Here is a 25,783-nt window from a genome sequence, read left to right on the forward strand (position 1 = left end):
GCCGTCCCGCCCCGGTGACCGTTGGACCGGCGCCAAAATGGGTACCTGCGCCTTCATGCGTATCAGCGTGGTGGATGTGGGGTCGAAGACGGTCCGGCTCATGGTGGCGGACGCGGAGGGCGGGGTGCCGCTGCCGGTCCACACCGCGAAGTGGCGGCTGCGGCTGTCCGAGCAGGTCGAGCCGGGGGGCCCGGTCCCCGAGGAGGCCGTGGAGCGGCTCGTGGAGGCGGTCGCCGACGCGAACCGGACCGCGGCCCGCTGGGGGGCGGCCGACCCGCTGGCCTTCGCGACCGCCGTGGTGCGCGCGGCGCCCAACCGCCTCGAGGTACTGCGCACCGTCCGGGCCCGTACGGGCATCGCCCTGTGCACTCTGCCGGGCGAGGTGGAGGCGGAGCTGACGTTCCTCGGGGCCCGGCGCTGGATGGGCTGGCGGGCCGGACCGCTCGCCCTGCTCGACATAGGCGGCGGCTCACTGGAGATCGCCTTCGGCCGCGGCCGGCTGCCCGACTTCGTGGCCTCGCTGCCGCTGGGCGCGGCCCGGCTGACCCACGAGTTCCTCGCGGGCGGCGAGGACGCGCCGGAGCCGGAGCAGGTCCGGGCACTGCGCCGCAAGGTCCGCCATCAGCTGCGGGACGTCGCGGCGCGGATCCGCTGGGAGGGGCCGCGTACCGCGGTGGCCACCTCGCGGACCTTCCAGCAGCTGGGACGGCTGTGCGGGGCGCTGCCGGGCCGGCACGGTCCCTTCGTGGAGCGGCGGATGCGCTGCTCGGACCTGGGAGAGGCGGTCGGTCGGCTGGCCGCCCTGAGCGCCGCCGAGCGGGCCCGGCTGCCCGGCATCTCGGCCCCGCGGGCGACGCAGAGTCTGGCCGGGGCGGTGGTCGGGCACACCGCCATGAAGCTGACCGGACTGGAAACGGTCACGCTCTGTCCCTGGGCGATCCGTGAGGGGATCCTGCTGCGCCACATCGAGGACGGCCCGTCCTGGTGGGCGGAGGTCATCCGCCGCAACGACGAGGTGGCCGTCCCCGCTCCGATGCCCCTGCGCATCGCGACCACGCCCGGCTGACCACGCGGAACGGGCCGTGCCCGAGCCGCGAACACACGACCGAACGGTACGAGGAAGAGGAGGCATTCGTGTCCCAGGACGGCGACCGCAGCGACAAGCAGCCCGAGACCGCCATCGAGGAGGTGCTGCGCGAGATCAAGGAGTCCAGGCCCCGCGACGCGGAGTCCGACGAGGGCCCGCACCGGGGTGAGGCGGGCGACGCCACCTCGCCGAACACCGGGGCCCAGCAGGACTCCGAGGGAGAGTGAGGCGGGACCGCGCGCGAACGGGGGTGCCACGGCGGTGTCCGGGTACTCGCGGCGCCATGGAGTACGACCGCGAAGGACCACAGCTGCCGACGGCCCGGGGCCCGCTCTCCGCGGCCGTCGGCGCTTATCTGCTCGGGGCGGGCCCGCTGCCCGGTACGGAGTCCGTCACCGCCGCGCCGGCGTACGGCGACGACCTGCAGCTCGCCCTGTACCAGTGCTACGAGCTGCATTACCGGGGTTTCGCCGGTGTCTCCCCCGGCCTCGAATGGGACCCCGACCTGCTGCGCACCCGGGCCGCGCTGGAGCACCGCTTCCTGTCCGCGCTGCGTGCCGACACCCGGGCCCACGACAGCGTGGAGGAAGCGGTCGGGGCGCTGCTCGTCGAGCCGGTCGACGGGAAGGGCGTCAGCCACTTCCTGCGGGACGAGGGCGAGTTGTGGCACCTGCGCGAGTACGCGGCCCAGCGCTCCCTGTACCACCTGAAGGAGGCCGACCCGCACGCCTGGGTGCTGCCCCGGCTGTGGGGGCGCGCGAAGGCGGCGATGGCGGCGGTGGAGTTCGACGAGTACGGCGGTGGCCGGCCCGACCGGGTGCACGCCCGCCTGTTCGCCGACCTGATGACGGACCTGGGTCTGGACACCACGTACGGGCGCCATCTCGACGCGGCCTCCGCCGAGTGCCTGGCCACGGTGAACATGATGTCCCTGTTCGGCCTGCACCGTGCTCTGCGCGGCGCCCTGGTGGGCCATTTCGCGGCGGTCGAGATCACCTCGTCGCCCGGTTCCCGGCGGCTCGCCGAGGCGATGCGCCGCACCGGCGCCGGGCCCGCCGCCGAGCACTTCTACGACGAGCACGTCGAGGCCGACGCGGTGCACGAGCAGATCGTGCGGCACGAGGTGATCGACGGCCTGCTGGAGCAGGAACCGCACCTCGCGGCGGACGTCGTCTTCGGCATCGAGGCCACCGGCCACGTCGAGGACCGCTTCGGCGCCCGGCTGCTCGCCGACTGGCGGGCCGGCCGGTCGTCCCTGCGCACGGCACTGCCCGACCCGCACCGCGAACCTTCCGAAACCTCCCATATTCCGTGACTGCCGGGGTACGTGGGTTCCGTGAATTTCATGGTGCTACCGGGCGTCTACGCCCCTCAGGAGGACACCGCCCTGCTGGCCGGGGCGCTGTCCGACGAGTCGCTCCCACCGGGCGCGGCCGTACTCGACGTGGGGACCGGCACGGGCGCCCTGGCCCTGGCGGCGGCACGGCGGGGTGCGCGGGTGACCGCGGTGGACGTGTCGTGGCGTGCGGTGTGCGCCGCCCGGGTGAACGCCGCGCGGGCCGGGCTGCGGATCCGCGTCCGGCACGGCAACCTCTTCACGCCCGTACGCGGTGAGTCGTTCGACCTCGTGCTGGCCAATCCGCCGTACGTACCGGCGCCGGGGGCCGGCCGCCGGCCGCGGGGTGCCGCACGGGCCTGGGACGCGGGCCACGACGGACGACTGGTCCTGGACCGGATCTGCGGGGAGGTGCCCGCCCTGCTGCGTCCGGGCGGTGTGCTGCTGCTGGTGCAGTCGGCGCTCAGCGACCCCGAGCGGACCGTCGGGCTGCTGCGCGAGGCGGGTCTGAAGGCCGCGGTGACCCGCCGGCAGCGGATCGCGTTCGGTCCCGTGGTGCGCGGCCGGGAGCGCTGGCTGCGGCAGCGCGGGCTGCTGGCCCTGACCGAGAACGAGGAGGAACTGGTGGTCGTCCGTGCCGAACTCCCCGTCTGACGCCCCCCGCCCGTCCGCCACCCCGCGCCGGATCAAGGTCCAGCGCCGGGGGCCACTGCTGGTGGAAGGTCCGGTGGAGGTGGAGCTGGAGGACGGGACGACGGTGTCGTCCGACCGCTTCCGGGTCGCCCTGTGCACCTGTCGCCGCAGCCGGCGCTTCCCCTGGTGCGACACCAGCCACCGCGCCAGGTCGTCCGGCACGGGTGACGGGCCGGCGCCGGGCTGACGGTCCCCGTCCTGTCTGCCCCTCGTTCCGGGAGAACGGCGGACGGCCCCACTCCGTCCGCCGCTCCCGGTGCGGGACCGCTGGATCCGTACGGAGGCGCTCGCACTCCCCAGTAGCGAGCCGCCGGTCACGCCGCACGGGCCGGGCGGTCCCGGTCCTCAGAACGTGAAGACGCTCGCGCTGCCCGCGTTCTTCACGCACTCGTTGGCAAAGGTGCGCTCGTAGGAGACGTGCCGGCCCTGCCAGACCCCGTCGACGGTGACGACCACGGGGGCGTACTCCCGTGTGCACAGCACGCCGTGGTCCGCGGTCAGGGCGTCGAAGTCGCCGCGCACGCCGCGCAGTTCCGCGCAGGCCGATTCGACGGCGGGATGGGTCCCGGAGGCCTCCGGAGCACAGGTCAGAGTGACCGCGCGTACCGGTGCGGCGGTGGCAGCGCTCTCTCCGTGCCCCACGGTCAGCACGAGGGCCGAGGGGGCGTAGAGCGACGCGGGGGCGGTGGCCGGGGAGGCTTGGGAGGCCCCGGCGAGGGGCCCGCAGACGGCGGTGGCCGTCAGGCCCAGAGTCGCTGCCCAGCGCGCGGTGTTCCGCATTGTGTGCATCCTTCCGCTCGATATGAGGGTGTCGCCGGACCGGCTCGGTCGGTGCCGGAACGGCGAGCGCGAGTCTGCCGAGTCCGTCGCCGAAACTCATCTCGACCCCACGGGTTTCGGTAACCTTGCGTATTGAATCAGTGGCGCGAAGTCACGGAATTCGAACGTTCCAAGTCCGGAACGGGGCGGTTCTTGATCGGTTATTGAGGCATGAACTGGCCGGATGGCGTGATCCGCTCCTTCGCCAATAGGCCTGAAACACCCCTGAAACATGACCGTTCCCCTGACTGACGGCCCCTCGCGTACTCATCGGTATGGTCTGACGGCGCGAACTCGACGACGAGAGACGGTGGCTGGGGATGGCGAAGCACTGGGCGGACTTCCAGTACGAGATCTATCTCAACGGGATGACGGGTGCCGTGCCGCGGCTGCCCACGGACCTGACCCGGCTGGAGGAACTCACCGAGCGACGCCTCGGCCCCGGTCCCGTCGGGTACGTCGCGGGCAGCGCGGGTGACGGCAGCACCGCGCGCGCCAACCGGGCGGCTCTGGACCGGCGCCGGATCGTCCCGCGCATGCTGCGGGACGTGCACGCACGCGATCTCTCGGTCGAGGTGCTGGGCCGTCCCCTGCCCGCTCCGCTGGCGCTGGCGCCGGTCGGTGTCCTGTCGGTCATGCATCCGGCAGCGGAGCCGGCGGCCGCCCGGGCCGCGGCCGCGCAGGGCGTGCCGTACATCCTGTCCTCGGCGTCGAGCACGCCCATGGAGCAGGTCGCCGAGGCGATGGGCGACGCCGAGCGCTGGTTCCAGCTGTACTGGCCGAAGGACCGCGAGGTGGCCCGCAGCTTCCTGGACCGGGCGAGGGCGGCCGGATACAGCGCGCTGTTCGTCACGCTGGACACGCCGCTGCTGTCCTGGCGCCCGCGCGATCTCGACCAGGCGTATCTGCCGTTCCTGCACGGGGTGGGCACCGCCAACTACTTCTCCGACCCCGCCTTCCTGGCGGGCCTGGCGAAGCCGGTGCACGAGGACCCGAACGCCGCGGTGATGCATTTCGTCGGCATGTTCTCCGATCCCGCCAAGACCTGGCCGGATCTGGCGTTCCTGCGGGAGAACTGGGACGGCCCGATCGTCCTCAAGGGCGTCCTGCACCCGGACGACGCCCGGCTCGCCGCCGACGCGGGCATGGACGGCGTGGTGGTCTCCAACCACGGCGGCCGTCAGGTGGCGGGCTCCGTCGCGGCGGCCGATGCCCTGCCGCGCGTGGTGGAGGCGGTCGGCGACCGGCTCACCGTGCTGTTCGACAGCGGCGTCCGCACCGGTGACGACGTCTTCAAGGCGCTCGCGCTCGGCGCGCGAGCGGTGCTCCTGGGTCGCCCCTACGTCTACGGCCTGGGTCTCGACGGACAGGCGGGCGTCGAGCACGTGATCCGCTGCCTGCTCGCCGAACTCGACCTCACCCTGGCCCTGTCCGGGCACGCTTCTCCGGCCACCCCCGGCCCGGCGGACCTCGTCGAGGATCCCGCCTGACCCGGAAGGCGTACGCACGGCCGACCCACCCCGCGGGCGGCCCGCCCCGCGGGCGACCGTGCCGCCGGCGCGGGGCTCGCCGCCGTCATCGCGGTGCGGGTTCCGGTCGCGGGCGCGGGTTCGGGGGACGACCGGTGCGTCGACCGCGGGACCGTCGTGGCCGGGCACACCGACGCGGCGGTAGGCGCACGTCTGATCCGATCCGACCCCGCGCCCCTGCTGAGCGCCGTCCGAACGCACCGGGCGTCGCCCGGCCCGCCTCAGCTGTCCGGCAGCTCGACCCGCCGGGCGTCCGGGGCGCCGGTACCGGCGATCGACAGGGAACCCTCCGCCGTCGGTACCGGGTCGGTCCGCCAGCGCTGGCCGTCGGAGCCGTCACGCACCTTGACGACTATGTCGGCGTCCGGGCGACCCGTGGTGGCGTCGAGGGCGAGCTGCTTCTGCCGGCGCGGCACCAGCTCCCCCTGTCCGGTCAGGTCGTAGCGCACGTCGTCGCCCCGCTCGGTGCCCTCGTCGGCGCAGGTACCGAGAACGACGACTCCGGCGTCCGCCTGCGAGTCCAGACACAGCCCCGGGTCGGCGACGCTGCGCAGCAGCCCGTCGTCCTCGTAGGTCCACTGCTGGGTCCACGCCTCGGAGCACCGCGCCAGCCGGGCGCCCGCGCCGGCCCTCGGCTCGCCCCGGACGTCGAGGCACAGGTCCGCGGCGACGTTGCGCAGGCGCGCCCTGTCCGCCGCCGTGGGCAGCCCGGCCGCGTCGGGCGGCTTCGGACGGCTGGTCCCGGACGTGGCGCCGTCGCCGCCGACGGCACTGGTGGAGGCGGCCGGATCGGCGCCGCCGCCGTCGTAGGACCACACGCTCACCACGAGCACGATCGCCAGCACCCCGGCCGAGGCGGCGCCGAACTGCCTGAGCACCGACCGGCCGGAACGCGGCCGGCCCGGCACCCCGCGCACGGGAACGGGGATCCGGGCCCGCAGCCCGGGGCGTCCGCCGCGGTGCCGGGCGGCGCCCTTGGCGAGCGCGCCCAGCGTCGCGCGCCCCGGACGGGAGTCGAGATAGCGCCGGGCGCCCCAGCCGAGCACGGCTTCGGCGATCAGCGTTCCCAACTCACGCTCGAAGTGGCTGAGTTGTTCGGCCGCGTGCCGACAGTGGCGGCAGTCCGCCAGATGTTTCCGCACGTCCGGCAGCAGGGCGCCGCCCCGGCGAATCGGGACGTCGAGGAGACGGCTGTGGAAGCGGCAGTCCTGGTTCGGTGCGAGTTGCCGATGTGCCTGCAGACAACCCTCGCGGAATTTCTCACGCGCTTGTTCGAGTGTGGCCGACGCGGTGTCGGTATCCATGCCGAGCAGACCGGCCGGGACGCTTATGGGCTCACCCTCGACCTCCGTGTGCCACAGCAAACAACGGGCCGGTCCGGGAAGGGAAGCGAATGCCCGTGCGGCAAGCGTTCGGTTTTCCGGAGTCAGGGACTTCGCCGCCCGCATACCACGTCCGCCGGCAGGTTTGAGCAGGTGCGGAAGAACGCCGGATATCCCGTCGTCGGCGGACCACTGGCGGACCGTGTCCCGTACGGCCACCAGCAGTCGCGGGCGCAGGGCCGTGGCGGGCTCGCCCTCGGCGAGCCGGTCCAGGACCCGGTGCCAGGCGGCGGCGGTGACCATGGCGGTGACCTGGGAAGACGTGGCGAGGCAGATGGTCGCGTAGTCATGGGCCGGCTGCCAGTGGCGTGCCATCAGCAGCGCGGCGGTCTGGGCCGCCGCGCTCTCCGGGCCGTCCCTGAGCCGCGCGGCCAGGGACTCGTCGGACTCTCCGGGGCCCCCGCCGGACGGCGGGTACGCGGGTCGAGGGGGGTGGGGGGTGGGCACTGAGATGTTTCCTTCCCACACGCAGGTGACTCAGAAGTTCTGATCGCCGAAAAGGAATCCGGATTGGTGTATACCTTTTGGCGCGGTGTGGGGAGCGTGAATTCGCCACGGCGAAATCGGACCCGGCTCATCAAGACGCGTGCGAGACCCGGCCTTCACCCCCCGCACGGGTGCTTCACTCTCGCACAAACCACTCATGGTCAACAAGGCGACCGGGCAACATGAGCCGCCCTTTGAAAGAAGGTCAGATTCCGCGGCAACTCATGCAGCCGGCACCGGCTTTCTGCTTTCTCCCCGCGCCCTGTGCGAAACACCCGCACGCGCCGGTGCGCCACGCACGCCCCGCCGTAGTGGACTGTCCTCCCGCCCTCGGTCGGTGGCCCCTGAGAAACGGCCGCGCCTACCGCCAGGCCTCAGATCTGCCAGGAGCGCAGCCGGTCGGCCGCGCCGTAGACGTCGGCCCCACCGGACATCAGGTCACGCGCGAGGTCGACCAGGGCGCCGTAGGGCGGGTCGATGCCGACGCCACTGGCGAACATGTAGGCGACGGCCGTCGCGCAGGCGAAGCGGGCGTTGGCCGAGGGCAGGGGCTTGAGCACGGCGAGCGTGTGCAGCAGAGCGGCGGCCCGCCAGGCAGGGTCGGAGTCCACCCCGAGGCGGGGCGGGTCGACGCGGTGCCGGGCGACGGCGGCGACCAGCGCGGAGAAGTCGTTGACGGTGGGCTGCTCCGGCAGCACTTCCTCATGGCGCTGGAGCAGCCAGGGCACGTCGATGTGCAGGACCGGCGCCATGGGTCAGGCGGCCCGCCCCTCGCCCCTGACGGGCGGTGGTTCGTCGTCGGGAAAGGCGGCCGCGAACTCGTCGGCGTGGGCGGTGAAGAAGCGGCGGAAGGCCTCGGCCCCCTCCTGCAGCGCCCGGTGCCGGGCTATGTCGGCGGCGGCGGCGTCCCGCACGAGCGCCTTCATCGACGTACCGCGTTCCTTGGCGATCTGCCGCAGGTCCTCGAGCTCGCGGTCGCTGAACTCCACGTTCAGAGCTGGCATGCCTCCCACGGTACCGCGCGGGTACTGACCCGTAAATATCCGCAGGTCAGAGCAGCGCTACGGCGGTACCGCGGGAGGCGGCGGCGCGGTGGTGCGGTCAGCTCTGGTCCGCCACGAAGGAGGCCATCCGGGCCAGTGCGGCGTTCCAGTTGATGGTGTGCTCGTTGGTCGACCAGGACTGGATGTCGTCGATGAAGCAGAACTGGGCGACGCAGCCCTGGAGTTTGCTCTGTGCGTAGGGGTCCTGGATGTTCGAGTTGGGTCCGCCGGACAGGGTGCCGTCGGGCGGGGCGGGCAGCGCCGGGTCGAGCTGCTTGGCGTACCAGCGGCTGTGCTGGTTGTGGGCGTTGACCTCGCCGTAGCCGGTGACGTACGACATGTTCAGCGCGTTGCGGCCCAGGATGTAGTCCATGCTCTGGAGGGCGCCGTCACGGTACTTCGAGCCGCCGGTGATGTCGTAGGCGGTGGCGAGGACGACCGCGTTGTTCAGGATCTGGTGGCTGGAGCCCCAGTCGTAGACGTTGTCCTCGGGGGCGTAGGGCATGCCGTAGGGATGCGCCTTGAGCGTGGCCAGGTACTGGTCGGCGCCCTGGACGACGGAGCGGCGTACCTTGTCCCGGCCGGGGAGCCGATTGGGTACGGTCGCCAGGTCCAGCCTGGCCGCCGCCGCGGTGCGGGCCCAGTCGAAGCCGAGCGGGCCGAAGATGTCGGCGGTGTGGACCGGGGAGTTCAGCACGTACTCCTTGAAGTCCCGCTCCCCCGTCGTCAGGTACAGCTCGGCCGCCGCCCAGTAGAACTCGTCGTCGACCTTGCTGTCCGGGTAGGCCCCGCCGCCGATGCCGTCGCTCTCGTCGGCGAGCACGTCCGGGTGGGCCAGGGCCGCCGTCCAGGCCTGGCGGGCCGCGTCGAGCGCCTTCGCGGCGAACTCCCGGTCGTAGGGGCGGTAGAGGCGGGCCGCCTGTGCGGCCGTCGCCGCCAGGTTGAGGGTGGCCGCGGTGGTCGGCGGGTGCAGCTCGCGCTTCTGCGGGTCGTCGCTGGGAAGCAGCGGCAGCCCGGTCCACGCCTCGTCGTGGATCTTGTGGTGGGCCATGCCGGCCAGCGGCTGCCCGTCCGGCACCTGCATCTTCAACAGGAAGTCCAGCTCCCAGCGCACCTCGTCGAGGATGTCCGGCACCCTGTTCCCGCTCTCCGGGATGTCGAGCGTGCCGTCGCCGAGCCCGGCCGGCTCCCCGGTGCGGGCGTGCAGCGAGCGCTCGTAGGTGCTGAGCAGCTCCCAGGTGGAGATGCCGCCGTTGACGACGTACTTGCCGTGGTCGCCGGCGTCGTACCAGCCACCGGAGACGTCGAGGGTGTAGTCGCACACGCCGGGCTGGCAGGGCACCTCGGTGTCACCCTGGTTGGGTGCCACGCCCACGTGTCCGGCGGGGCGGGCGTAGCCCGGGCGCAGGTCGTCGCGGATCGGGGTGCCGCTGCGCTGCGTGTAGTAGTACTTCGCGGAGTCGGTGCGCAACCGCTCGTAGGCGGCCGAGCCGATGTCGAACGGGCGGCTGGTCTCCCCGTCGGCGACCAGTGTGTAGCCCTCGCCGCGGTTCTTGTAGCGGCCGAAGTCGATCGAGTGGACATTCTGCCCGGAGGAGACGTCGACGCCGCGCGGCTTGCTCCAGCCGTGGGCGACGACCCGGCCTCCGTCGTTCTTCAGCTGCCAGCGCAGGCGCGAGGTCGCGTCGGTGACCAGCGTGGCGTTCTTCGGTCCGGACGGCAGATAGCCGACCTGGTTGACCCGGACCCGCGGCCCCGTGTCGGGCACGTGCGGCTCGGGCGCCACACCGCCCAGCAGGGACACGTCGTCGACGCAGAACCGCCAGGGGTCGGGGGTGCCGCCGAGCTGGAAGCCGACCTGGCCCTGGGTGGTGTCGACGGGTGCGGTGAAGGTGTAGGAGTAGGTGTTGCCGGAGACGCTCAGCTGCGGGCTGACCTCGTGGTAGGTGTCGTACGGGGACACCGACAGGCCCACGATCGCCCGGACCACATGGTCGGCGGGTGTGCCGGTCGCGGAGAAGGAGAACTTGTACGACTCCCCCGCGACCAGGGTGATGTCGTTCTGGCCGACGGCCGCGTCCCAGCGGTTGGTGGTGCCGCCGGGGGCGTCGGCGCACAGCCGGCCGTCGGACACGCCCGCGGTGACGTTGCTGCTCGTCCACCAGGATTCGGTGCCGTTGTCGAAGGTGCCGTTCTTGACCTGCTCGGTCTCCTCGGCTCCGGCCGGTGCGGCGGGCAGCGCGGTGACGGCCGCCGCCAGCAGGGCCGTCAGGGAGACGAGGGCGGTTCTGCGTCGTGTCAGGCGTCTTGTCACGTCCGGGCTCCTCGGGGGAGGCGGCGCTCACCATGGATGGGAGCGCTCCCAAATGCGGTCGGGGGCCATGCTTGTGGGAGACATGACATCCCGTCAACGGTCCGGACGGGACTGGTTCCCGTCCGGACCGTTGACGGGATGTCTCAGGCGGCGGGCGCCTCCAGCCGGCTGACCCGGATCGCTCCCCGCGCCTCGCCGGGGTGGCGGCTGGTCAGCGTGAGCCGGACGCGGGAGCCGCGTACCTCGTCGAAGGTGATCACGGTGGGCGCGTCCGACTCGGCGGCCCAGTCGGTCCGCGCCCCCTCGGGCGCGCGCCAGGCGCGGCCGTCCCAGACGGCGACCTCGACCGCCGCGGGCAGGCTGTGCGAGGCATCCACGGTGAAGGAGACCTCGATCCGGTCGTAGGCGCGCCCGCGACCGTGGTCGACCGAGATCCAGTCCTCGGCACGGGCTCCTTCGAACGCGGGCAGCAGGGCGGTGGCCGCCTTGTGGAAGCCGTTGGACCAGCCGGTGGCCGGGTCGCCGTCGAGCATGGCGGCGGGAAGCGTGTCGGGCCGTCCGGAGTAGCTCGCGTCCGCGTGCGGGTGATCCACGGGCGCCGGATGCCCGGGCCGGAACTCCGGGGCCGGCGTGGTCGCACGGGACGCGGCCCGCCGGGCGCGCACGGTCGCCGTGTCCGTACGCAGTCCGTCCGCGCGGGCGGTCACCCGCACCGGCCCCGGCCGGGTGCCGGACCGCACGATGGCGAGTGCCTTGCCGTGGAAGGCGGTGCGGGTACTGGCCTGGTAGCGCTCGGCGCTCTCCTGGCGGCCGTTGTCGAGTCCGGCGAGGGAGCCGCCCGCGACGTCGAAGGAGATCAGGTGCTCGGCGCCGGGCACCACCACTCCGCGCCGGTCGACCACCTCGGCGGTCACGAAGACCAGGGAGCGGCCGTCCGCGGCGACGCTCTCGCGGTCGGGGGTGAGGCGCAGGGCGTGCGGCGCGCCGGCGGTGCGCAGGACGTCGGTGGCGACCGTCCTGCCGGCCCGCCGGGCGACGGCCTTCAGCTCGCCGGGCTCGAAGGGCACCCGCCAGGTCAGATGGAGCTTGCCCGCACTGCCGTTGGGACTGGTGTAACTACCGGGATAGGGGCCGTCGGTGAAGGTCTTGTCGTCACCGGTGGCCTCAGTGGTCTCCAGGTACGTCCGGCCGTCGACGGTCTTCTTCGTGTCGAACCGGCGGGTGCCGAGGGACCTGCCGTTCAGGAACAGTTCGACGGTGTCGACGTTGGCGTAGGCCCAGACCTCGACCGTGTCGCCCTCGCGATGGTTCCAGGTCTCCGGCAGCAGGTGGACCATCGGCTCGTCCGTCCACTGGCTCCGGAACAGGTGGTACATGTCCTTCGGGAAGCCGGCGGTGTCGACCGCGCCGAAGAAGGAGGCCTTCACCGGGAAGACGTCGTACGGCGTCGGCTCGCCGATGTAGTCGATGCCGGACCACAGGAACTGGCCGGCGAACCACTTCCGGTCCCGGTCCTTCTTGTGGCCGTACTCGCCGCTCATGGTCCAGGAGGCGAGGTTGTTGTCGTAGGACGAGGTGGCCCGGCGCCCGGGGGTGTGGTTCTCGCCGGTGTTCAGGTGCTCGGGCTCCTGGTAGGTGCCGCGCGTGGAGGTCTCGGACGACGACTCGGACTCGAAGAGGAACAGGTGCGGGTAGGCCGCGTGCAGGTCGTCCACGGACCTGGCGGTGTTGTAGTTGAGGCCGAGTCCGTCCAGTTTGGCCAGCATCAGGTCGGCCGCGGAGCCCTTGGCCGGCATCCGGCGGTACTTGTCGGAGCCGATGACGAGCGGGCGGGTGTCGTCGGCGGCCCGGATCGCGTCGATGATCCGGTCGGCCATGGCGAGTCCGGCGGTGGAGGTGGAGTCGGGCACCTCGTTGCCGATGGACCACATGACGACGGCGGGCGAGTTGCGGGCGGCCAGCACCATCTCGGTGGCGTCCCGCTCGCCCCACTCGTCGAAGAACCGGCCGTAGTCGTACCGGTTCTTGCCGGTGCGCCAGCAGTCGAAGGCCTCCACCAGCATCACGATGCCCATCTCCTCGCAGACCTCGATCATCTCGGGCGAGGGCGGGTTGTGGGAGGTGCGGAAGGCGTTGACGCCCATCGACCTCATGATGGTCATCTGGCGGCGGATCGCGTCGATGCTCACGGCGGCACCGAGGGCGCCGAGGTCGTGGTGCAGGTCGACGCCCTTGATCTTGGCGTACGCGCCGTTGAGGTGGAAGCCCTCCTCGGGGTCGACGCGGAAGGTGCGGATGCCGAACGGGGTGCGGTAGGTGTCGACGGTCCGGCCGCCGACGCGCAGTTCGGTGTGCAGGGTGTAGCGGTGCGGGGACGCGAAGTCCCACATCCGGGGGCGGGTGACGGTCAGCTCGTGGGTTTCGCTCGCCTCCTCGGCGACCCGGGCCGTGGAGGCGGCGCGGGCCACGGTGCGGCCGTCCGCGTCCTGGACCGTCGACCGGATCTCGACCTCGCGCGCGGTGCCCGATGCGTTCACGACGGACGTCTCCACGCGCACGACGGCGCGCTCCTCGCTCACCTGCGGTGTGGTGACGTACGTGCCCCAGCGCCGTACGTGCACCGGATCGGTGACGACGAGGCGGACCTCGCGGTAGATACCGCTGCCGGAGTACCAGCGGCTGCTCGGCAGCTGGTTGCGCACCTGGACCGCGAGGACGTTCTCGGTGCGGCCGTCGGTGTGCACCAGGTCGGTGAGATCCAGGGCGAAGCCGGTGTAGCCGTACGGATGGCGGCCGACCTCCCGGCCGTTGCAGTGGACGCGGGAGTCCATGTAGACGCCGTCGAACTCGACCGATATCCGCCGGCCGTGGAGGGCGGGCGGCAGAGTGAACGCGAGGCGGTACCAGCCGAGGCCGCCCGGCAGGAAGCCGGTGCCGCTGGTGGTGCCGTGCTCGGTGGTGGGCGTCTGTTCGATGCTCCAGTCGTGCGGTACGGCGACCTCGCGCCACGCCGAGTCGTCGTACGCGGGGTCCGCGGCGCCGGTGGCGTCGGCGGCGGAACCGTCGGGGTCGACCAGCAGGAAGCGCCAGCCGTCGAGCAGGGGGACGGTGCCGCGGCCCGCACCGCCCTCCGCCCCGTCGGCGGCCCATGCCGCCGGGGCGCCGCCCAGCACCGCCCCGGCGGCGGGCGCGGCGGCGGAGGCGATCAGAACCGATCTGCGCGTGACCGTCATGACGGATCTCCCTCATCAAGCTCGTCAGGGCCCAGAAGTACTCACAACTGATCGTGAACAAACAGATTCTGACGTTGTGCCACACGCGCCCGTCAAGAGTACGGAAAGCTCTTTCTATCCCGGGCGGCCCGGCCGCTCGGCGGCCCCCGCGTCCACGGGGCGGCCGCCGGGCCCGGTGGTTCGGGTCCGCACGGGGCCCGGACGCACTAGGCTGGGACTCAGGTGACGCGCTGTTCACTGAGGGTGTGCGCAATGGAGTGGCGACGATGAGTCCGGTCAACCCGTTCGACGATGCCGCCACGGCCCGCGCAGTCGTCGACGACTCCGGCACCCTGCTGGAGTGGAACGAGGGCGCCAGCCTGCTGCTGGGCCACCCGGCCGCCGACGTCGTCGGGCGCCCCGCCGCCGGACTGCTGGCCGACGGCGGCGACGGCACGCGCCCCGGGGCCGGCGACGAGCACTGGAGCGGCACCCTCGCGCTGCGGCACCGCGACGGGCACACCGTGTCCGTGTGGGTGCTCGCCCACCGCAGACCGTCGCAGGACGGCGCACCTCGTACGTGGCTCGCCGTCGCCTCGTTGGAGCGCGGTCCGGAACCGGCGGACGACCCGCTGGTCAGAGCGGCTCTCACCCAGTCCCCCTGCGCCATGATGATCTTCGACGACCGGCTCCTGCTGCGCGGTGTCAACGACGCCATGGCGCAGCTCGTCGGACTCCCGCCCGACCGCCTCCGCGGTCTGCGGGCCACCGACATGAGCAGCCGGCCGCAGAACGCGGAACTCGAACGGCACATGCGGCGGGTACTGGCCTCCGGCCGCCGGTACGACATGCAGACCCACCTCAAGGCCGTCGGCGAGAGCCGCGCCCACGCGTGGAACGCCCGTATCGCGCCGCTCACCGACGCCGGCGGACAGGTCCTCGGCGTGTGTGTGAGCGTCCATGACCTCACGGAGCAGCACCTCGCCCGGGAGCGCCTGCAACTGGTCAACGAGGCCAGCGTGCGCATCGGCAGCACGCTCGACGTCACCCGTACGGCACAGGAGCTGGCGGACGTGTGCGTGCCCGCGCTCGCCGACTTCGTGAGCGTCGACCTGCTGGACCCGCTCGAGCACGGCGGTGAGCCCGCCGCCGTGCTCGAACCACCGGTCGGCCTGCGCAGGACGGCCCACCGGTCGGTCGCCCCGGGCGGCCCGGAGGCGGTGGCCGAACCGGGACAGCTGGACGTCTACCCGGCCGGCTCGCCCCAGGCCGAGTGCCTGCTCTCGGGGCAGTCGATCGTCGCAGCGGAGGCCTTCGGTGACCTCGAACGGTGGCTGGAATGGGACCCCGCCCGCCTTCGACGGGTCAGGGAGTACGGCATCCACTCCACGATGTCCGTGCCGCTCCAGGCCCGCGGCACCACCCTCGGCGTCGCGGTCTTCACCCGGTTCCGGCGGCCCTACCCGTTCACCCACGACGACGTGCTGCTGGCCGAGGAGGTTTCCGCCCGCGCCGCCGTCTGCATCGACAACGCCCGCCGCTACTCCCGCGAGCGCGAGGCCACGCTGACCCTGCAACGCAGCCTGCTCCCGCGGTGGCTGCCGCCCACCGCCGCGGTGGAGGCCGCCTCCCGCTACCTCCCGGCGGCCCGTTCGGGGGTCGGCGGCGACTGGTTCGACGTCATCCCGCTGTCCGGGATGCGGGTCGCCATGGTCGTCGGGGACGTCGTCGGCCACGGTATCCAGGCCTCGGCCACCATGGGCCGGCTGCGCACCGCCGTCCGCACCCTCGCCGACATCGACCTGACGCCCGACGAGCTGCTCACCCACCTCGACGACCTGGTCGTCCGGCTGTCCGAGGAGTCCGGCGACGACAGCGCGGGCGAGGTCGGCGCCACCTGCCTGTACGCGGTGTACGACCCGGTGTCGCGGCGTTGCTCCCTGGCCCGGGCCGGGCATCCGCCGCCCGTCCTCGTCCCGCCGGACGACCCGCCCCGACAGGTCGAGCTGCCCTCGGGCCCGCCGCTGGGCGTGGGCGGGCTGCCGTTCGAGTCCGCCGAGCTGGAACTCCGCGAGGGCAGCGTGCTGGCGTTCTACACCGACGGGCTGGTCGAGAGCCGGGAACAGGACGCCGACACCGGCCAGGCCCTGCTGCGCGAGGCCTTGGCGGCCCCGGCCGAGTCGCTGGACGCGACGTGCGACCGGGTGCTGCGCGCCCTGCTCCCCTCGGGCAGCGCCGCCGACGATGTGGCCCTGCTGCTGGCCCGCACCCGGGGGCTGCCCGCCGGTCAGGTCGCGACCTGGGACATCCCGGCCGACCCGTCGCTGGTCGCCCCCGTCCGCAAGCAGGTCGTCGAGCAGTTGTCCGCCTGGTCCCTGCTGGAGGCGTCCTTCACCGCCGAACTGGTCGTGAGCGAGCTGGTCACCAACGCCATCCGGTACGGCTCCCCGCCCATCCGGCTGCGGCTGATCCACGACGCGGCCACGCTGATCTGCGAGGTCTCCGACACCAGCCACACGGCGCCGCATCTGCGCCGGGCCAAGACCTGGGACGAGGGCGGCCGGGGGCTGCTGCTGGTGGCCCAGCTCACCCAGCGCTGGGGCAGCCGGCACACGACCGAGGGCAAGACGATCTGGGCGGAGCTGGGGCTGCTCGACGAGGAGTGAACCGCAGGAGCCGCCCTGCTCCCGGAGTGCGTCCTTCGTTTCCCGGCCCGTGCGGCGGGACACTCGAAGACACACGGCGTACGGTGCCGCCTCGGACCGGGGACCGTACGCGAGAACCTGACGGGAGTGTGGAGAAGCGATGGCGAACACGTCCCAGCCCGTACACCGCACGGCCCTGCTGGCGAGCGCGGTCGCGCTCCTCGGCCTGCTGAGCGCCTGCGGCAGCGAGGGCAGCACGTCGAGCGCCCCCCAACCCACCGAGGCCCCGCGCACGACCAGTCCGGACACCGGTGCCTCCACCGCACCCGCGGTCACCACCGCACCCGCGGTCACCACCGCGCCCAGCGACACCGCCGGGTCGGCCTCCGCCTCCGCCCGCACCGACGGCCGCTGCCACACCTCCGAGCTGCGTGCCGCCGTCGGCCGCGTCGACCCGGGCGCCGGACAGCGGAACTTCCCGATCGTGCTGACCAACACCTCCGACCGCACCTGCACCCTGTACGGGTATCCCGGCGCCGCCTTCGTCGACGCGTCCGGCAAGCAGCTGGGCCCGGACCCCGAACGCGCGCCCGCCTCCCCCGAGACGGTCACGCTGACCCCGGGGAAGAGCGCGTGGGCCGGGCTGTCGTTCTCCAGCCCGCAGATCAGCGGCGCCCGCACCGCCACCCCGGCGGCGCTGCTCGTCACCCCGCCGGACGAGCGGGACCCCATCGAGGTCGAGTGGACGGCCGGTGAGGTCCCGGTGGGCGGCGACGAGTCGTCGGTGTCCGTCACCGCCCTGGACGCGGGCACGGGGCCCTGAGGCGTCGAGTCCCGGATCAGTGACCGGCGATCGGGTGCGGCGCGTAGGGCCGCTCCAGCTCCTCGGTCTCCTTCTCGGTGAGCGCCAGTTCGACCGCCGCGACGGCGTCGTCGAGGTGGCCGGGCTTCGACGCGCCGATGATCGGCGCGGTCACCGTGTCCTGGTGCAGCAGCCAGGCGAGCGCCACCTGGGCGCGCGGCACACCGCGGTCACCGGCGATGCGCGTGACGGCCTCGACCACGGCACGGTCGCCCTCCTGGTAGAGCGTGCTGCCGAAGTTGTCGGTGGCGCTGCGCTCGGTGGCGGTGTCCCAGTCCCGGGTGAGCCGGCCGCGGGCGAGCGGGCTCCAGGGCAGCACACCGACGCCCTGGTCCGCGCAGAGCGGCAGCATCTCGCGCTCCTCCTCGCGGTAGACGAGGTTGTAGTGGTTCTGCATGGACACGAACCTCGTCCAGCCGTGCCGCTCGGCGGTGTACTGCATCTTGGAGAACTGCCAGGCGTACATCGAACTGGCCCCGAGGTAGCGGACCTTGCCCGCCTTCACCAGGTCGTGCAGGGCTTCCATCGTCTCCTCGACCGGCGTGTGCGGGTCGAAGCGGTGGATCTGGTAGAGGTCGACGTAGTCGGTGCCCAGGCGCCGCAGGCTGTGGTCGAGCTCGGTCATGATCGCCTTGCGGGACAGCCCGGCGCCGTTGGGTCCGGGCCGCATCCGGCCGTTGACCTTGGTCGCGAGCACGATGTCGTCCCGGCGGGCGAAGTCGCGCAGCGCCTTGCCGACGATCTCCTCGCTGGTGCCGTCGGAGTAGACGTTGGCGGTGTCGAAGAAGGTGATGCCGGCCTCCAGCGCCTGCCGGATCAGCGGACGCGAGGCCTCCTCGTCGAGGGTCCACTCGTGCGTGCCGCGGCCGGGATCGCCGTAGGTCATGCAGCCCAGGCAGATCCGCGACACGTCCAGGCCCGTCGAACCGAGCTTCACGTACTGCATCGTTGCTGCTCCTGTCTTCGGGATGATCGGTACCGGGGGCGAGCGTACGTCTTCGTGCGGGCTCGAAGCCGGGGTGGGTCAGTGCTGTTCGAGCAGGTCCAGTGCCCGCTCCCAGCCGAACTCCGGGCGGCCGCCGTCCTCCCCCGCCGCTCCGGCGTACGGGTCGCCGAAGCGCACGCCCATCCCGCGCAGCCGTGTCAGGCTCTCCCGGTACGCGGGATGGGAGGCCAGCGCGTCGGCCACGCACGGCAGGACGGCGACGGGGACGCCCAGGCCGCAGGCCTCGCACAGGGTGGCGACGGCGAGGGTGTCGGCCAGGCCGGCGGCCCATTTGTTGACCGTGTTGAAGGTGGCGGGCGCGACCACGACGGCGTCCGGCGCCGGGAAGGGCCGCGGCTCGCCGGGGCGGCGCCAGGCCGAGCGGATGGGGCGGCCGGTCCGCGCCTCGACGGCGGCGGTGTCGAAGAAGCCGTCCATGGCGACCGGGGTCGCGAAGACGCCCACCTCCCAGTCGCGCTCCTGCGCGGCGGTGATCAGCTTGCTCACGTCGGAGGCCACGCCCGCGGCGCAGACGACGACGTAGAGAAAGGGCTTCTCCGGCTTCTCCCGCTTCTCCGGCTTCTCGGATTCCTCGGCGTTCCGGGCCTGTTCGCTCACCCGGGAAGCCTACTGAACCGGCCGGGGGCCGCGGATGCGGCGGTCCGACTCCTCGATGGGTACGTCGTTGATGCTCGCCTCCCGCCGGGTCATCAGGCCGTGCTCGTCGAACTCCCAGAGTTCGTTGCCGTAGGAGCGCCACCACCGGCCGTCGGCGTCGCGGGACTCGTACTGGAAGCGGACGGCGATGCGGTTGCCGTCGAAGGCCCAGAGGTCCTTGCGCAGCGCGTACTCCCGCTCGCGCGCCCACTTGGCGGTCAGGAACTCGACGATGGCGGCACGGCCCGTGAGGAAGGTGTCGCGGTTGCGCCAGACCGAGTCCTCGGAGTAGGCGAGCGCGACCTTGTGCGGGTCGCGGGTGTTCCACGCGTCCTCGGCGGCCCGCACCTTTCGGGCGGCGGTCTCCCGGGTGAACGGCGGCAGGGGCGGGCGGTCGGTCGTCATGGCTGGACCTCCGTGCGGAGAAGAGGAGAACGGCCGTTCTCCGTGTCGGCTGCTACCGTAGGAGAACGCTCGTTCTCTCGTCAAGGAACACATTCGGGCACGCACCGGGGAAGAGGTCTCCATGGACAGCGAGGTCGCCCGCGAGCGGGCTCTGGACGCGGCGGAGCGGCTCTTCTACGGGCGGGGCGTCCAGGCCGTCGGCATGGACGACGTCCGCGGCGACTCCGGCGTCTCGCTCAAGCGCCTCTACCGGCTGTTCCCGGCCAAGGAGCAGCTCGTGGTGGCCTATCTGGAGCGGCGCGACGTGCGCTGGCGGGAGCGGCTGGCGGAGCACGTCGACCGGTACGAGGAACCCGGCCCCCGGATCCTGGCCGTCTTCGACTGGCTCGGGCAGTGGTTCGCCGAACCGGACTTCCGCGGCTGCGCGTGGATCAACGCGTACGGCGAACTGGGGGCCACGTCCGCCCCGGTGGCGGACCGGGTGCGGGCGCACAAGAGGGCCTTCCGGGAGTTCCTCGACGGCCTGGCGGGCGACGCGGGACTGCCCGCCGCGGTGGGCGGGCAGCTGTTCCTGCTGGCCGAGGGCGCCATGGTGACGGCGGGCGTCACGGGCGGTACGGAACCGGCCCGGGCGGCACGTGAGGCGGCGCGGGTGCTGCTGGGTGCCGCCGGGGCGGACACCCCGGCGGCGGACGCCGGCGGTGTCAGCCGACCGTCCGGGACACGGTGATGGCGCCGACGGGGCAGGCCCGGGCCGGGGCCCGCGCAGCAGCCGACCGACGGGACTGCTCCTCGAAGAGGTCGTGGTCGGCGCAGGGGACGCCGAGCGGGGCGCGGATCGCCATCGAGGGCACGGGCCGCCCGGTGGTCGCGGCGGCTCGCCGGATCTCGCCGAGCACCGATCGCGTGGCCGTTGGAGATCGGCGGGCAGGACGGGGTACGGATGGATCCGGCACCGGTCGGTGTTGCACCACGGTGTCAGTCAGCCGTACGAGACGACGATGGGACGCAAGCCATGCCTCTTGAGGGCGAGTACGAACCCAGCCCGACGCAGTGGGTGCGGGAACAGGTGGAGCTCTACGAGAGCTCGGGCGGCACGAAGGGCACGACCCTGCTGGACACGGGGATGCCCGTGATCGTGCTGACCACGCGGGGCGCGCGGAGCGGCAGGCTCCGCAAGACGCCGCTGATGCGCGTCGAGCACGAGGGCCGTTACGCCGTGGTCGCCTCGCTGGGCGGGGCGCCCAAGCACCCCGTCTGGTACCACAACGTCAAGGCCGATCCCCATGTGGAGCTTCAGGACGGCCCGGTGAAGCGGGACATGACGGCCCGTGAGGTCACCGGTGCGGAGAAGGCCGAGTGGTGGGAGCGTGCCGTCGCGGCGTATCCGCCGTACGCCGACTACCAGAAGAAGACGGACCGGGAGATCCCGGTCTTCGTCCTGGAAGCGGCCGACGGCAGCTGAACCCGGCGCGCGGAGGTTTCCCGGATTCGGGTGCATGGACCGACGCCGGCCGGGAACACGCCGTTCAGGCCCCGCCGCGTTCCCCCGTCGCGGCGGGGCCTTCCGCTGCCTCCCGCGCCGGCCGGTCGGTGACGTCGAGGAAGATCTGCCGCGCCTCGGGAACCGTACGCGCGATCGATTTCTTGATGCGTACGGCGACCTCCTCCACCCGCTCGCTGTCGAGGCCCGGCACCAGGTCGATGCGGGCGGCCACCAGGGTGGAGTCGAGGCCCGTCTTCATGGTGAACAGCGCTTCGACGCTGTCGATCTCCGGCTGCGCCCGCAGCAGCGACCGGATCCGGCCGCTGGCCTCCGGGTCGGCGGCCTCGCCGATCAGCTGGTCGCGGGCCTCGCGGCCCAGCCGGTAGGCCACGAGCACGAGCAGCGCGCCGATCGCGAGCGAGGCGCAGGCCTCCCACACCACTTGTCCGGTCACCATGTGCAGGACCATCCCGGTCATGGCGAGGGACACGCCGAGCACCGCGGTGCCGTCCTCGGCGACGACCGTGCGCAGGGCCGGGTCACGCAGCCCGGTGGCGAGCCCGCCCTGGCCCCGCACCTGGTACAGGGCGCGCAGCAGCGATGCGCCTTCGGCGAGCAGGGCGACCGTGAGCACGATCAGGCCGGCCACGTAGCCGCTGAGCTCCTCCTGGCCGCCGGTGCGCAGGGCCTCGACGCCCTGGAAGAAGGAGAAGCAGCCGCCCATGACGAAGATGCCGACGGCCGCCAGGAGCGACCAGAAGAATCGCTCCTTGCCGTAGCCGAAGGGGTGCCGCCGGTCGGCGGGGCGACGGCTGCGGCGCAGTGCGGCGAGGAGGAAGACCTCGTTCATGCTGTCCGCCACCGAGTGCGCCGCCTCCGACAGCAGCGCGGGCGATCCGGCGATGAGCCCGCCCACCGCCTTGGCCATGGCGATCACCAGGTTGGCCGCCAGAGCCACCAGCACGGTGACGCGTGTCCTGCGGTCGGCCTTCCCGTCGGCCTCGCTTTCGGGGTCGCGGTCGGTCTTCCGGTCCTGATTCTCTTTCGAGGCTGTCCCACTCACGAGGGGCCGAATGCCCCCGGCCGACGCGGCTCACACCCTCTTGCGGGTGGCCCACCAGTGCCGACGGCCGAAAACGGGGAACGCGTCCACCAGGGCACACGAACGACTGGAAGGCAGGCCCATGAGCGGTGACGGCGGGACGCCCGGCAACAGCGGCTACGGCAGGAAGGCGTTCAAGCGTTCCAAGAGCCATTTCGCGGACCGGATCACCGCGGACGGCCGGGACGGCTGGCCGGTGGCGTCCGGCCGGTACCGGCTGGTGGTGAGCCGTGCCTGTCCGTGGGCGAGCCGCGCCCTGGTCTCGCGGCGGCTGCTCGGTCTGGAGGACGCCCTGTCCCTGGCGGTCGCCGACCCCATCCAGGACGACCGCAGCTGGCGCTTCACCCTGGACCCGGACGGCCGCGACCCGGTCCTCGGCATCCGCTACCTCAGCGAGGCCTACGACCGGCGCGAGACCGGCTACCCGGGCGGGGTGAGCGTGCCGGCGGTCGTGGACGTGCCCAGCGGAAAGCTGGTCACCAACGACTACCAGCAGATCACCCTGGACCTCGCGACCGAGTGGACGTCCCTGCACCGGCCGGGCGCGCCCGACCTGTATCCCGACGCCCTGCGCGACGAGATCGACGAGGTGATGGCGGGCGTCTACGAGGACGTCAACAACGGCGTGTACCGGGCGGGCTTCGCGACGGGCCAGGAGGAGTACGAGGCCGCCTGCGCGGGCGTGTTCCGGCGCCTGGAGCAGCTGACGCCCCGGCTGGAACGGCAGCGCTACCTGGTCGGCGACACGATCACCGAGGCGGACATCCGCCTCTTCACGACATTGGTCCGCTTCGACGCCGTATACCACGGACACTTCAAGTGCAACCGCTGGAAGCTGGCGGAGAACCCGGTGCTGTGGGGGTACGTCCGCGACCTGTTCCAGACGCCCGGCTTCGGCGACACCGTCGACTTCGACCACATCAAACGCCACTACTACCAGGTGCACACCGGCATCAACCCCACCGCCGTCGTGCCCCTGGGCCCGGACCTGTCCGGCTGGCTCACGCCCCATCACCGGCAGGAACTGGGCGGCCGGCCGTTCGGCGACGGCACACCGCCGGGACCGGTCCGCGCCGACGAGGCGGTTCCGGTGCGGGGCAGGGCCTGACCGTACGACCGACCACGCCGCCGATTCACTCACCGAGCACACGAGCACACGAGCACAAGGAGATCCACGTGGCCAAGAAGAAGAAGCAGAAGCTCCCCCTCGCCTACAAGCCCGTCGGCTTCGCCCTGGGCTGGGTGGGCGGCACGCTGGCCGGGCTGGCGTTCCAGAAGACGTGGAAGGTGATCCGGCACGAGGACGACGCGCCCGACGCGCTGGACCCGGACCGCGGCTGGGGGGAGATCCTGCTCGCCGCCGCGATCCAGGGTGCCATCTTCGCCGCGGTGCGCAGTGCCGTGGACCGGACGGGCGCCAAGGCCATCGAGCGCTCGACCGGTGTCTGGCCGGCCGGCGGGAAGGGCGGGCGGGACTGACCGCACCGGGCCCCTCCCCCAGCGACCGACGGCACCCGGCAGGCGCTAGCCCTGCTTGGGTGCCGTCGACGCGGTACGACGCAGGGTGAAGGAGTGGCCCGCCGGGTCGGAGTAGCCACGCTCCTCGTGCACCCCGAGTGCGTCCTTCGCCTCCACGGGGCGCCCACCGAGTTCGACGACGCCGCGCTCCGTCTCGTCCAGATCGTCCACCCAGAAGTCCAGGTGGGCCTGGAGGGAGTTCTCGGGGCGGGGCCAGCTCGGCGGTGTGGCGTTGACGTCCCGTCGGAACGCCATACGGAAGCCGTCAGCCGACCTGATCTCGATCCGGTTGGCGGTCGCGTCGGTCTCTTCAGCGCCCAGCAGTCCCTTGTAGAACTCGGCGAGCCTCTCGGGCTGGGCGCAGTCGAGCACCACGACGCCCGCGTTGACCAGTGCCATGTCTCCTCCGAAGGATTCCGGGCGCGGGACGATGGTGCCCGCGCCCTGTACCTTGCGGCTTTCCCGGCCCGGCCGATTCACTCGGTCGGCAGCCACCGGCCGTCGCGCATCAGCTCGCGCCCTGCGAGCTCGTCGGCCTCGCGCCACGCCTGGATCCGTCGCGGGTGGATGCGGAAGTACAGGTAGGGCGTGGCGAGTGAGCGCGGGTCGAAGCCGGTCTTGGCGGCGAACAACTCGGCGTCCTGCTCGGGCAGTTCGACGGGCGCCACCGTCTCGACGGTGCCCTCCACCATCACCACGTCACGGGTCGGTCCGATGCCGACGCGCGCCCGCCCGCTCGTCGCCAGGTTCCGGCCGGTGGGACTGGCGGCGGGGGTGGAGAAGAGCAGGTGGGAGCCGTTCCAGAGGAAGGACAGCGGGACGAGGTACGGCACGCCTGACGCGCCGTCGGCCGTGGCCACCCAGGCGTCCTCGTCGTGTTCCAGGCGGTGCAGGGTGTCGTGCTTGCGCTGTTCGGCGCTCCGGGCGGGTGACCGGGTCATCGGCGGACGGCCTCCTGACATGTCGTCATGATCGGTGTACCGATGGTGCCATGGGCGTACGCAGTAACGGAGATCACGAACGGGCGCCGTGTAGATCATTTAGGGTCGGGGCAGCCTCGTATCGCTTCTCGGTTCAACTTTCGAATCGGGGAGCCCAGTTCGAGTGCGCGGGCGGCCCGGCGGCCGCCCGCTCGCAGGGCGGGGGGACTCTGCGCTTCGTCTCCCGAAAGGAAGCACATGTCTCAGGACGTCCGGTTCGACCTCCCCTTCGACACTCCCGTCAGCCCGCATCTCGCCCGCGCCCGTGACCGCCATCTGCGGTGGGTGCGCGAGCGTGGCCTGGTGCGCAGCCGGGCCGGATTCGAGGAGTACCGGTCGTGGGACCTCGCCGAGGCCGCGGCCCGCACCTATCCCCACGCGTCCGCAGACGACATGGTCGTCCTGATGAACTGGTTCTCCCTCGCCTTCCTCTTCGACGACCAGTTCGACGCCGGCCGGCCGGACCGTGCGGAGCGCATAGCCGAGGTGGCGCGTGAACTCATCGCCACGCCGCTGCGCCCGGCGGGCACCGCGCCGCGGGTGGAATGCCCCATCACGCTGGCCTGGGCGGAGGTCTGGGCCCATCTTTCGGATGGCATGTCCCTGACCTGGAAGTCGCGGTTCGCCGCCTCCTGGGGGCGCTTCCTGGTGGCACACTGCGAGGAGGTCGACCTGGCGGCCCACGGCCGGGCCGGGACGCTCGGACTCGACGACTACACCGTCTTCAGACGCCGTACGGTCGGCATCCACCACAGCATCGACGCGGGCGAGCGCAGCCGCGGCTTCGAGGTGCCGGCCGCGGCGATGGCGCATCCGCTGATGGAGCGGATGCGGGACCTGGCCGCGGACACCATCGGCTTCATGAACGACATCCACTCCTTCGAGCGTGAACGCCGCCGCGGGGACGGCCACAATCTCATCGCCGTCCTGCGCCGGGAGCGGGACTGCTCGTGGCAGGAGGCCGCCGACGAGGCGTACCGCATGACGACCGGCCGCCTCGACGAGTACGTCGCCCTGGAGGCCCGCGTGCCGGCGATGTGCGACGAACTGGGTCTGGACGCGGACGAACGGGCCCGGGTGGCGATGGGCGTGGAGGCCATCCAGCACTGGATCAACGGCAACTACGAGTGGGCGCTGACCACCGGCCGGTACGCGGCGGCCAAGGAGGGCCCGGTGGCCACCGCCGAACTGGCCGGGCGGGGATCGGTGGACGACCTGCTGACCGTGTGAGGCGAGCGCGCC

The 25,783-nt window shown here is 72.4% G+C and carries 26 protein-coding genes; 13 read left to right on the top strand and 13 right to left on the bottom strand.

Annotated elements, in window-relative coordinates; genetic code table 11:
* Positions 1-55 precede the first annotated feature (55 nt).
* From ACIQ6R_RS16625 to ACIQ6R_RS16645, 5 genes are all read left to right on the top strand, one after another.
* A complete protein-coding gene (locus ACIQ6R_RS16625; protein WP_404178174.1) occupies positions 56-1,066 on the top strand; it encodes a Ppx/GppA family phosphatase in 1,011 nt (336 codons plus the stop codon).
* A 68-nt stretch (positions 1,067-1,134) separates the two neighbouring features.
* Complete coding sequence (locus ACIQ6R_RS16630) at positions 1,135-1,314, top strand: hypothetical protein (RefSeq protein WP_375907968.1); 180 nt, start codon at positions 1,135-1,137, stop codon at positions 1,312-1,314.
* Positions 1,315-1,370: 56 nt separating this feature from the next.
* Positions 1,371-2,402, top strand: a complete 1,032-nt coding sequence (locus tag ACIQ6R_RS16635) for an iron-containing redox enzyme family protein (protein ID WP_404178168.1) — start codon at positions 1,371-1,373, stop codon at positions 2,400-2,402.
* Positions 2,403-2,432: 30 nt separating this feature from the next.
* Positions 2,433-3,077: a HemK2/MTQ2 family protein methyltransferase gene (locus ACIQ6R_RS16640; protein WP_404178166.1), complete on the top strand. Its 645-nt coding sequence runs from the start codon at positions 2,433-2,435 to the stop codon at positions 3,075-3,077.
* Positions 3,058-3,303 carry a CDGSH iron-sulfur domain-containing protein gene (locus ACIQ6R_RS16645; protein ID WP_404178163.1) on the top strand — a complete coding sequence of 82 codons (246 nt, stop codon included), beginning with the start codon at positions 3,058-3,060 and terminating at the stop codon, positions 3,301-3,303. The genes ACIQ6R_RS16640 and ACIQ6R_RS16645 overlap by 20 nt, the downstream gene beginning before the upstream one ends.
* Before the next feature lie 158 nt (positions 3,304-3,461).
* Here the strand turns inward: ACIQ6R_RS16645 and ACIQ6R_RS16650 are convergent, their stop codons facing one another.
* The gene (locus ACIQ6R_RS16650; RefSeq protein ID WP_404222022.1) at positions 3,462-3,896 is read right to left on the bottom strand and encodes a protease inhibitor; all 435 of its coding nucleotides are present in this window, start codon (positions 3,894-3,896) and stop codon (positions 3,462-3,464) included.
* Between the two features lie 359 nt (positions 3,897-4,255).
* Between ACIQ6R_RS16650 and ACIQ6R_RS16655 the strand changes: the two genes are divergently transcribed.
* Positions 4,256-5,425 carry a lactate 2-monooxygenase gene (locus ACIQ6R_RS16655; protein ID WP_404222025.1) on the top strand — a complete coding sequence of 390 codons (1,170 nt, stop codon included), beginning with the start codon at positions 4,256-4,258 and terminating at the stop codon, positions 5,423-5,425.
* 260 nt (positions 5,426-5,685) lie between these two features.
* Here ACIQ6R_RS16655 and ACIQ6R_RS16660 read toward each other — a convergent pair whose 3' ends face one another.
* The 5 genes from ACIQ6R_RS16660 to ACIQ6R_RS16680 all read right to left on the bottom strand — a co-directional run bounded on the left by ACIQ6R_RS16660 (position 5,686) and on the right by ACIQ6R_RS16680 (position 13,922).
* Entirely contained in the window at positions 5,686-7,293 is a 1,608-nt protein-coding gene (locus ACIQ6R_RS16660) for a ricin-type beta-trefoil lectin domain protein (protein WP_404222027.1), read from the bottom strand.
* Positions 7,294-7,706: 413 nt separating this feature from the next.
* Positions 7,707-8,084, bottom strand: a complete 378-nt coding sequence (locus ACIQ6R_RS16665; RefSeq protein WP_404178151.1) for a toxin Doc — start codon at positions 8,082-8,084, stop codon at positions 7,707-7,709.
* A 3-nt stretch (positions 8,085-8,087) separates the two neighbouring features.
* On the bottom strand, positions 8,088-8,336 hold the full coding sequence (locus ACIQ6R_RS16670) for a hypothetical protein (RefSeq protein ID WP_404178148.1): 249 nt from the start codon (positions 8,334-8,336) through the stop codon (positions 8,088-8,090).
* Between the two features lie 97 nt (positions 8,337-8,433).
* Entirely contained in the window at positions 8,434-10,677 is a 2,244-nt protein-coding gene (locus ACIQ6R_RS16675; protein ID WP_404179079.1) for a glycoside hydrolase family 9 protein, read from the bottom strand.
* A 155-nt stretch (positions 10,678-10,832) separates the two neighbouring features.
* Positions 10,833-13,922, bottom strand: a complete 3,090-nt coding sequence (locus ACIQ6R_RS16680; protein WP_404222029.1) for a glycoside hydrolase family 2 TIM barrel-domain containing protein — start codon at positions 13,920-13,922, stop codon at positions 10,833-10,835.
* A 266-nt stretch (positions 13,923-14,188) separates the two neighbouring features.
* Between ACIQ6R_RS16680 and ACIQ6R_RS16685 the strand changes: the two genes are divergently transcribed.
* Together ACIQ6R_RS16685 and ACIQ6R_RS16690 are read left to right on the top strand one after the other, a co-directional pair.
* Entirely contained in the window at positions 14,189-16,567 is a 2,379-nt protein-coding gene (locus tag ACIQ6R_RS16685; RefSeq protein ID WP_404178142.1) for a SpoIIE family protein phosphatase, read from the top strand.
* Between the two features lie 139 nt (positions 16,568-16,706).
* Complete coding sequence (locus ACIQ6R_RS16690; protein ID WP_404222031.1) at positions 16,707-17,369, top strand: DUF4232 domain-containing protein; 663 nt, start codon at positions 16,707-16,709, stop codon at positions 17,367-17,369.
* A 16-nt stretch (positions 17,370-17,385) separates the two neighbouring features.
* Here ACIQ6R_RS16690 and ACIQ6R_RS16695 read toward each other — a convergent pair whose 3' ends face one another.
* From ACIQ6R_RS16695 to ACIQ6R_RS16705, 3 genes are all read right to left on the bottom strand, one after another.
* Positions 17,386-18,354: an aldo/keto reductase gene (locus ACIQ6R_RS16695; protein ID WP_404178136.1), complete on the bottom strand. Its 969-nt coding sequence runs from the start codon at positions 18,352-18,354 to the stop codon at positions 17,386-17,388.
* Positions 18,355-18,432: 78 nt separating this feature from the next.
* On the bottom strand, positions 18,433-19,011 hold the full coding sequence (locus tag ACIQ6R_RS16700) for a flavoprotein (protein ID WP_404178133.1): 579 nt from the start codon (positions 19,009-19,011) through the stop codon (positions 18,433-18,435).
* A 9-nt stretch (positions 19,012-19,020) separates the two neighbouring features.
* Entirely contained in the window at positions 19,021-19,455 is a 435-nt protein-coding gene (locus ACIQ6R_RS16705; RefSeq protein WP_404178130.1) for a nuclear transport factor 2 family protein, read from the bottom strand.
* A gap of 121 nt (positions 19,456-19,576) precedes the next feature.
* Between ACIQ6R_RS16705 and ACIQ6R_RS16710 the strand changes: the two genes are divergently transcribed.
* Entirely contained in the window at positions 19,577-20,185 is a 609-nt protein-coding gene (locus tag ACIQ6R_RS16710; RefSeq protein WP_404222033.1) for a TetR/AcrR family transcriptional regulator, read from the top strand.
* Here ACIQ6R_RS16710 and ACIQ6R_RS16715 read toward each other — a convergent pair.
* Positions 20,160-20,354 (bottom strand): hypothetical protein, encoded by a 195-nt coding sequence (locus ACIQ6R_RS16715; protein WP_404222035.1) that lies wholly within the window; start codon positions 20,352-20,354, stop codon positions 20,160-20,162. The genes ACIQ6R_RS16710 and ACIQ6R_RS16715 overlap by 26 nt on opposite strands.
* A gap of 116 nt (positions 20,355-20,470) precedes the next feature.
* Between ACIQ6R_RS16715 and ACIQ6R_RS16720 the strand changes: the two genes are divergently transcribed.
* Complete coding sequence (locus ACIQ6R_RS16720; RefSeq protein ID WP_404178121.1) at positions 20,471-20,920, top strand: nitroreductase family deazaflavin-dependent oxidoreductase; 450 nt, start codon at positions 20,471-20,473, stop codon at positions 20,918-20,920.
* A 64-nt stretch (positions 20,921-20,984) separates the two neighbouring features.
* Here ACIQ6R_RS16720 and ACIQ6R_RS16725 read toward each other — a convergent pair whose 3' ends face one another.
* Complete coding sequence (locus ACIQ6R_RS16725) at positions 20,985-21,905, bottom strand: cation diffusion facilitator family transporter (RefSeq protein ID WP_404179076.1); 921 nt, start codon at positions 21,903-21,905, stop codon at positions 20,985-20,987.
* Positions 21,906-22,125: 220 nt separating this feature from the next.
* Between ACIQ6R_RS16725 and ACIQ6R_RS16730 the strand changes: the two genes are divergently transcribed.
* The gene (locus ACIQ6R_RS16730) at positions 22,126-23,151 is read left to right on the top strand and encodes a glutathione S-transferase family protein (RefSeq protein ID WP_404178118.1); all 1,026 of its coding nucleotides are present in this window, start codon (positions 22,126-22,128) and stop codon (positions 23,149-23,151) included.
* Between the two features lie 68 nt (positions 23,152-23,219).
* Complete coding sequence (locus ACIQ6R_RS16735; protein WP_121745504.1) at positions 23,220-23,522, top strand: DUF4235 domain-containing protein; 303 nt, start codon at positions 23,220-23,222, stop codon at positions 23,520-23,522.
* 45 nt (positions 23,523-23,567) lie between these two features.
* Here ACIQ6R_RS16735 and ACIQ6R_RS16740 read toward each other — a convergent pair whose 3' ends face one another.
* Together ACIQ6R_RS16740 and ACIQ6R_RS16745 are read right to left on the bottom strand one after the other, a co-directional pair.
* Positions 23,568-23,960: a VOC family protein gene (locus tag ACIQ6R_RS16740; protein ID WP_404178115.1), complete on the bottom strand. Its 393-nt coding sequence runs from the start codon at positions 23,958-23,960 to the stop codon at positions 23,568-23,570.
* Positions 23,961-24,037: 77 nt separating this feature from the next.
* Positions 24,038-24,502, bottom strand: a complete 465-nt coding sequence (locus tag ACIQ6R_RS16745; RefSeq protein ID WP_404178112.1) for a pyridoxamine 5'-phosphate oxidase family protein — start codon at positions 24,500-24,502, stop codon at positions 24,038-24,040.
* A 237-nt stretch (positions 24,503-24,739) separates the two neighbouring features.
* On the opposite strand from ACIQ6R_RS16745, the gene ACIQ6R_RS16750 reads away from it, so the two are divergent.
* Positions 24,740-25,771, top strand: coding sequence for a 7-epi-alpha-eudesmol synthase (locus tag ACIQ6R_RS16750; protein ID WP_404178109.1), 1,032 nt, complete (start codon positions 24,740-24,742; stop codon positions 25,769-25,771).
* Positions 25,772-25,783: the final 12 nt, after the last annotated feature.

The organism is Streptomyces sp. NPDC096048, assembly GCF_044763415.1.
In the GTDB taxonomy this organism is placed as follows: domain Bacteria; phylum Actinomycetota; class Actinomycetes; order Streptomycetales; family Streptomycetaceae; genus Streptomyces.

What these genes read in the sequence shown, in the direction of transcription:
- ACIQ6R_RS16690 (WP_404222031.1), top strand. Translation starts at nt 16,707, where the DNA reads ATGGCGAACACGTCCCAGCCCGTACACCGCACGGCCCTGCTGGCGAGC.
- ACIQ6R_RS16730 (WP_404178118.1), top strand. Translation starts at nt 22,126, where the DNA reads ATGAGCGGTGACGGCGGGACGCCCGGCAACAGCGGCTACGGCAGGAAG.
- ACIQ6R_RS16685 (WP_404178142.1), top strand. Translation starts at nt 14,189, where the DNA reads ATGAGTCCGGTCAACCCGTTCGACGATGCCGCCACGGCCCGCGCAGTC.
- ACIQ6R_RS16720 (WP_404178121.1), top strand. Translation starts at nt 20,471, where the DNA reads ATGCCTCTTGAGGGCGAGTACGAACCCAGCCCGACGCAGTGGGTGCGG.
- ACIQ6R_RS16655 (WP_404222025.1), top strand. Translation starts at nt 4,256, where the DNA reads ATGGCGAAGCACTGGGCGGACTTCCAGTACGAGATCTATCTCAACGGG.
- ACIQ6R_RS16740 (WP_404178115.1), bottom strand. Translation starts at nt 23,960, where the DNA reads ATGGCACTGGTCAACGCGGGCGTCGTGGTGCTCGACTGCGCCCAGCCC.
- ACIQ6R_RS16695 (WP_404178136.1), bottom strand. Translation starts at nt 18,354, where the DNA reads ATGCAGTACGTGAAGCTCGGTTCGACGGGCCTGGACGTGTCGCGGATC.
- ACIQ6R_RS16635 (WP_404178168.1), top strand. Translation starts at nt 1,371, where the DNA reads ATGGAGTACGACCGCGAAGGACCACAGCTGCCGACGGCCCGGGGCCCG.
- ACIQ6R_RS16670 (WP_404178148.1), bottom strand. Translation starts at nt 8,336, where the DNA reads ATGCCAGCTCTGAACGTGGAGTTCAGCGACCGCGAGCTCGAGGACCTG.
- ACIQ6R_RS16665 (WP_404178151.1), bottom strand. Translation starts at nt 8,084, where the DNA reads ATGGCGCCGGTCCTGCACATCGACGTGCCCTGGCTGCTCCAGCGCCAT.
- ACIQ6R_RS16710 (WP_404222033.1), top strand. Translation starts at nt 19,577, where the DNA reads ATGGACAGCGAGGTCGCCCGCGAGCGGGCTCTGGACGCGGCGGAGCGG.
- ACIQ6R_RS16650 (WP_404222022.1), bottom strand. Translation starts at nt 3,896, where the DNA reads ATGCGGAACACCGCGCGCTGGGCAGCGACTCTGGGCCTGACGGCCACC.
- ACIQ6R_RS16680 (WP_404222029.1), bottom strand. Translation starts at nt 13,922, where the DNA reads ATGACGGTCACGCGCAGATCGGTTCTGATCGCCTCCGCCGCCGCGCCC.
- ACIQ6R_RS16640 (WP_404178166.1), top strand. Translation starts at nt 2,433, where the DNA reads ATGGTGCTACCGGGCGTCTACGCCCCTCAGGAGGACACCGCCCTGCTG.
- ACIQ6R_RS16705 (WP_404178130.1), bottom strand. Translation starts at nt 19,455, where the DNA reads ATGACGACCGACCGCCCGCCCCTGCCGCCGTTCACCCGGGAGACCGCC.
- ACIQ6R_RS16750 (WP_404178109.1), top strand. Translation starts at nt 24,740, where the DNA reads ATGTCTCAGGACGTCCGGTTCGACCTCCCCTTCGACACTCCCGTCAGC.
- ACIQ6R_RS16745 (WP_404178112.1), bottom strand. Translation starts at nt 24,502, where the DNA reads ATGACCCGGTCACCCGCCCGGAGCGCCGAACAGCGCAAGCACGACACC.
- ACIQ6R_RS16625 (WP_404178174.1), top strand. Translation starts at nt 56, where the DNA reads ATGCGTATCAGCGTGGTGGATGTGGGGTCGAAGACGGTCCGGCTCATG.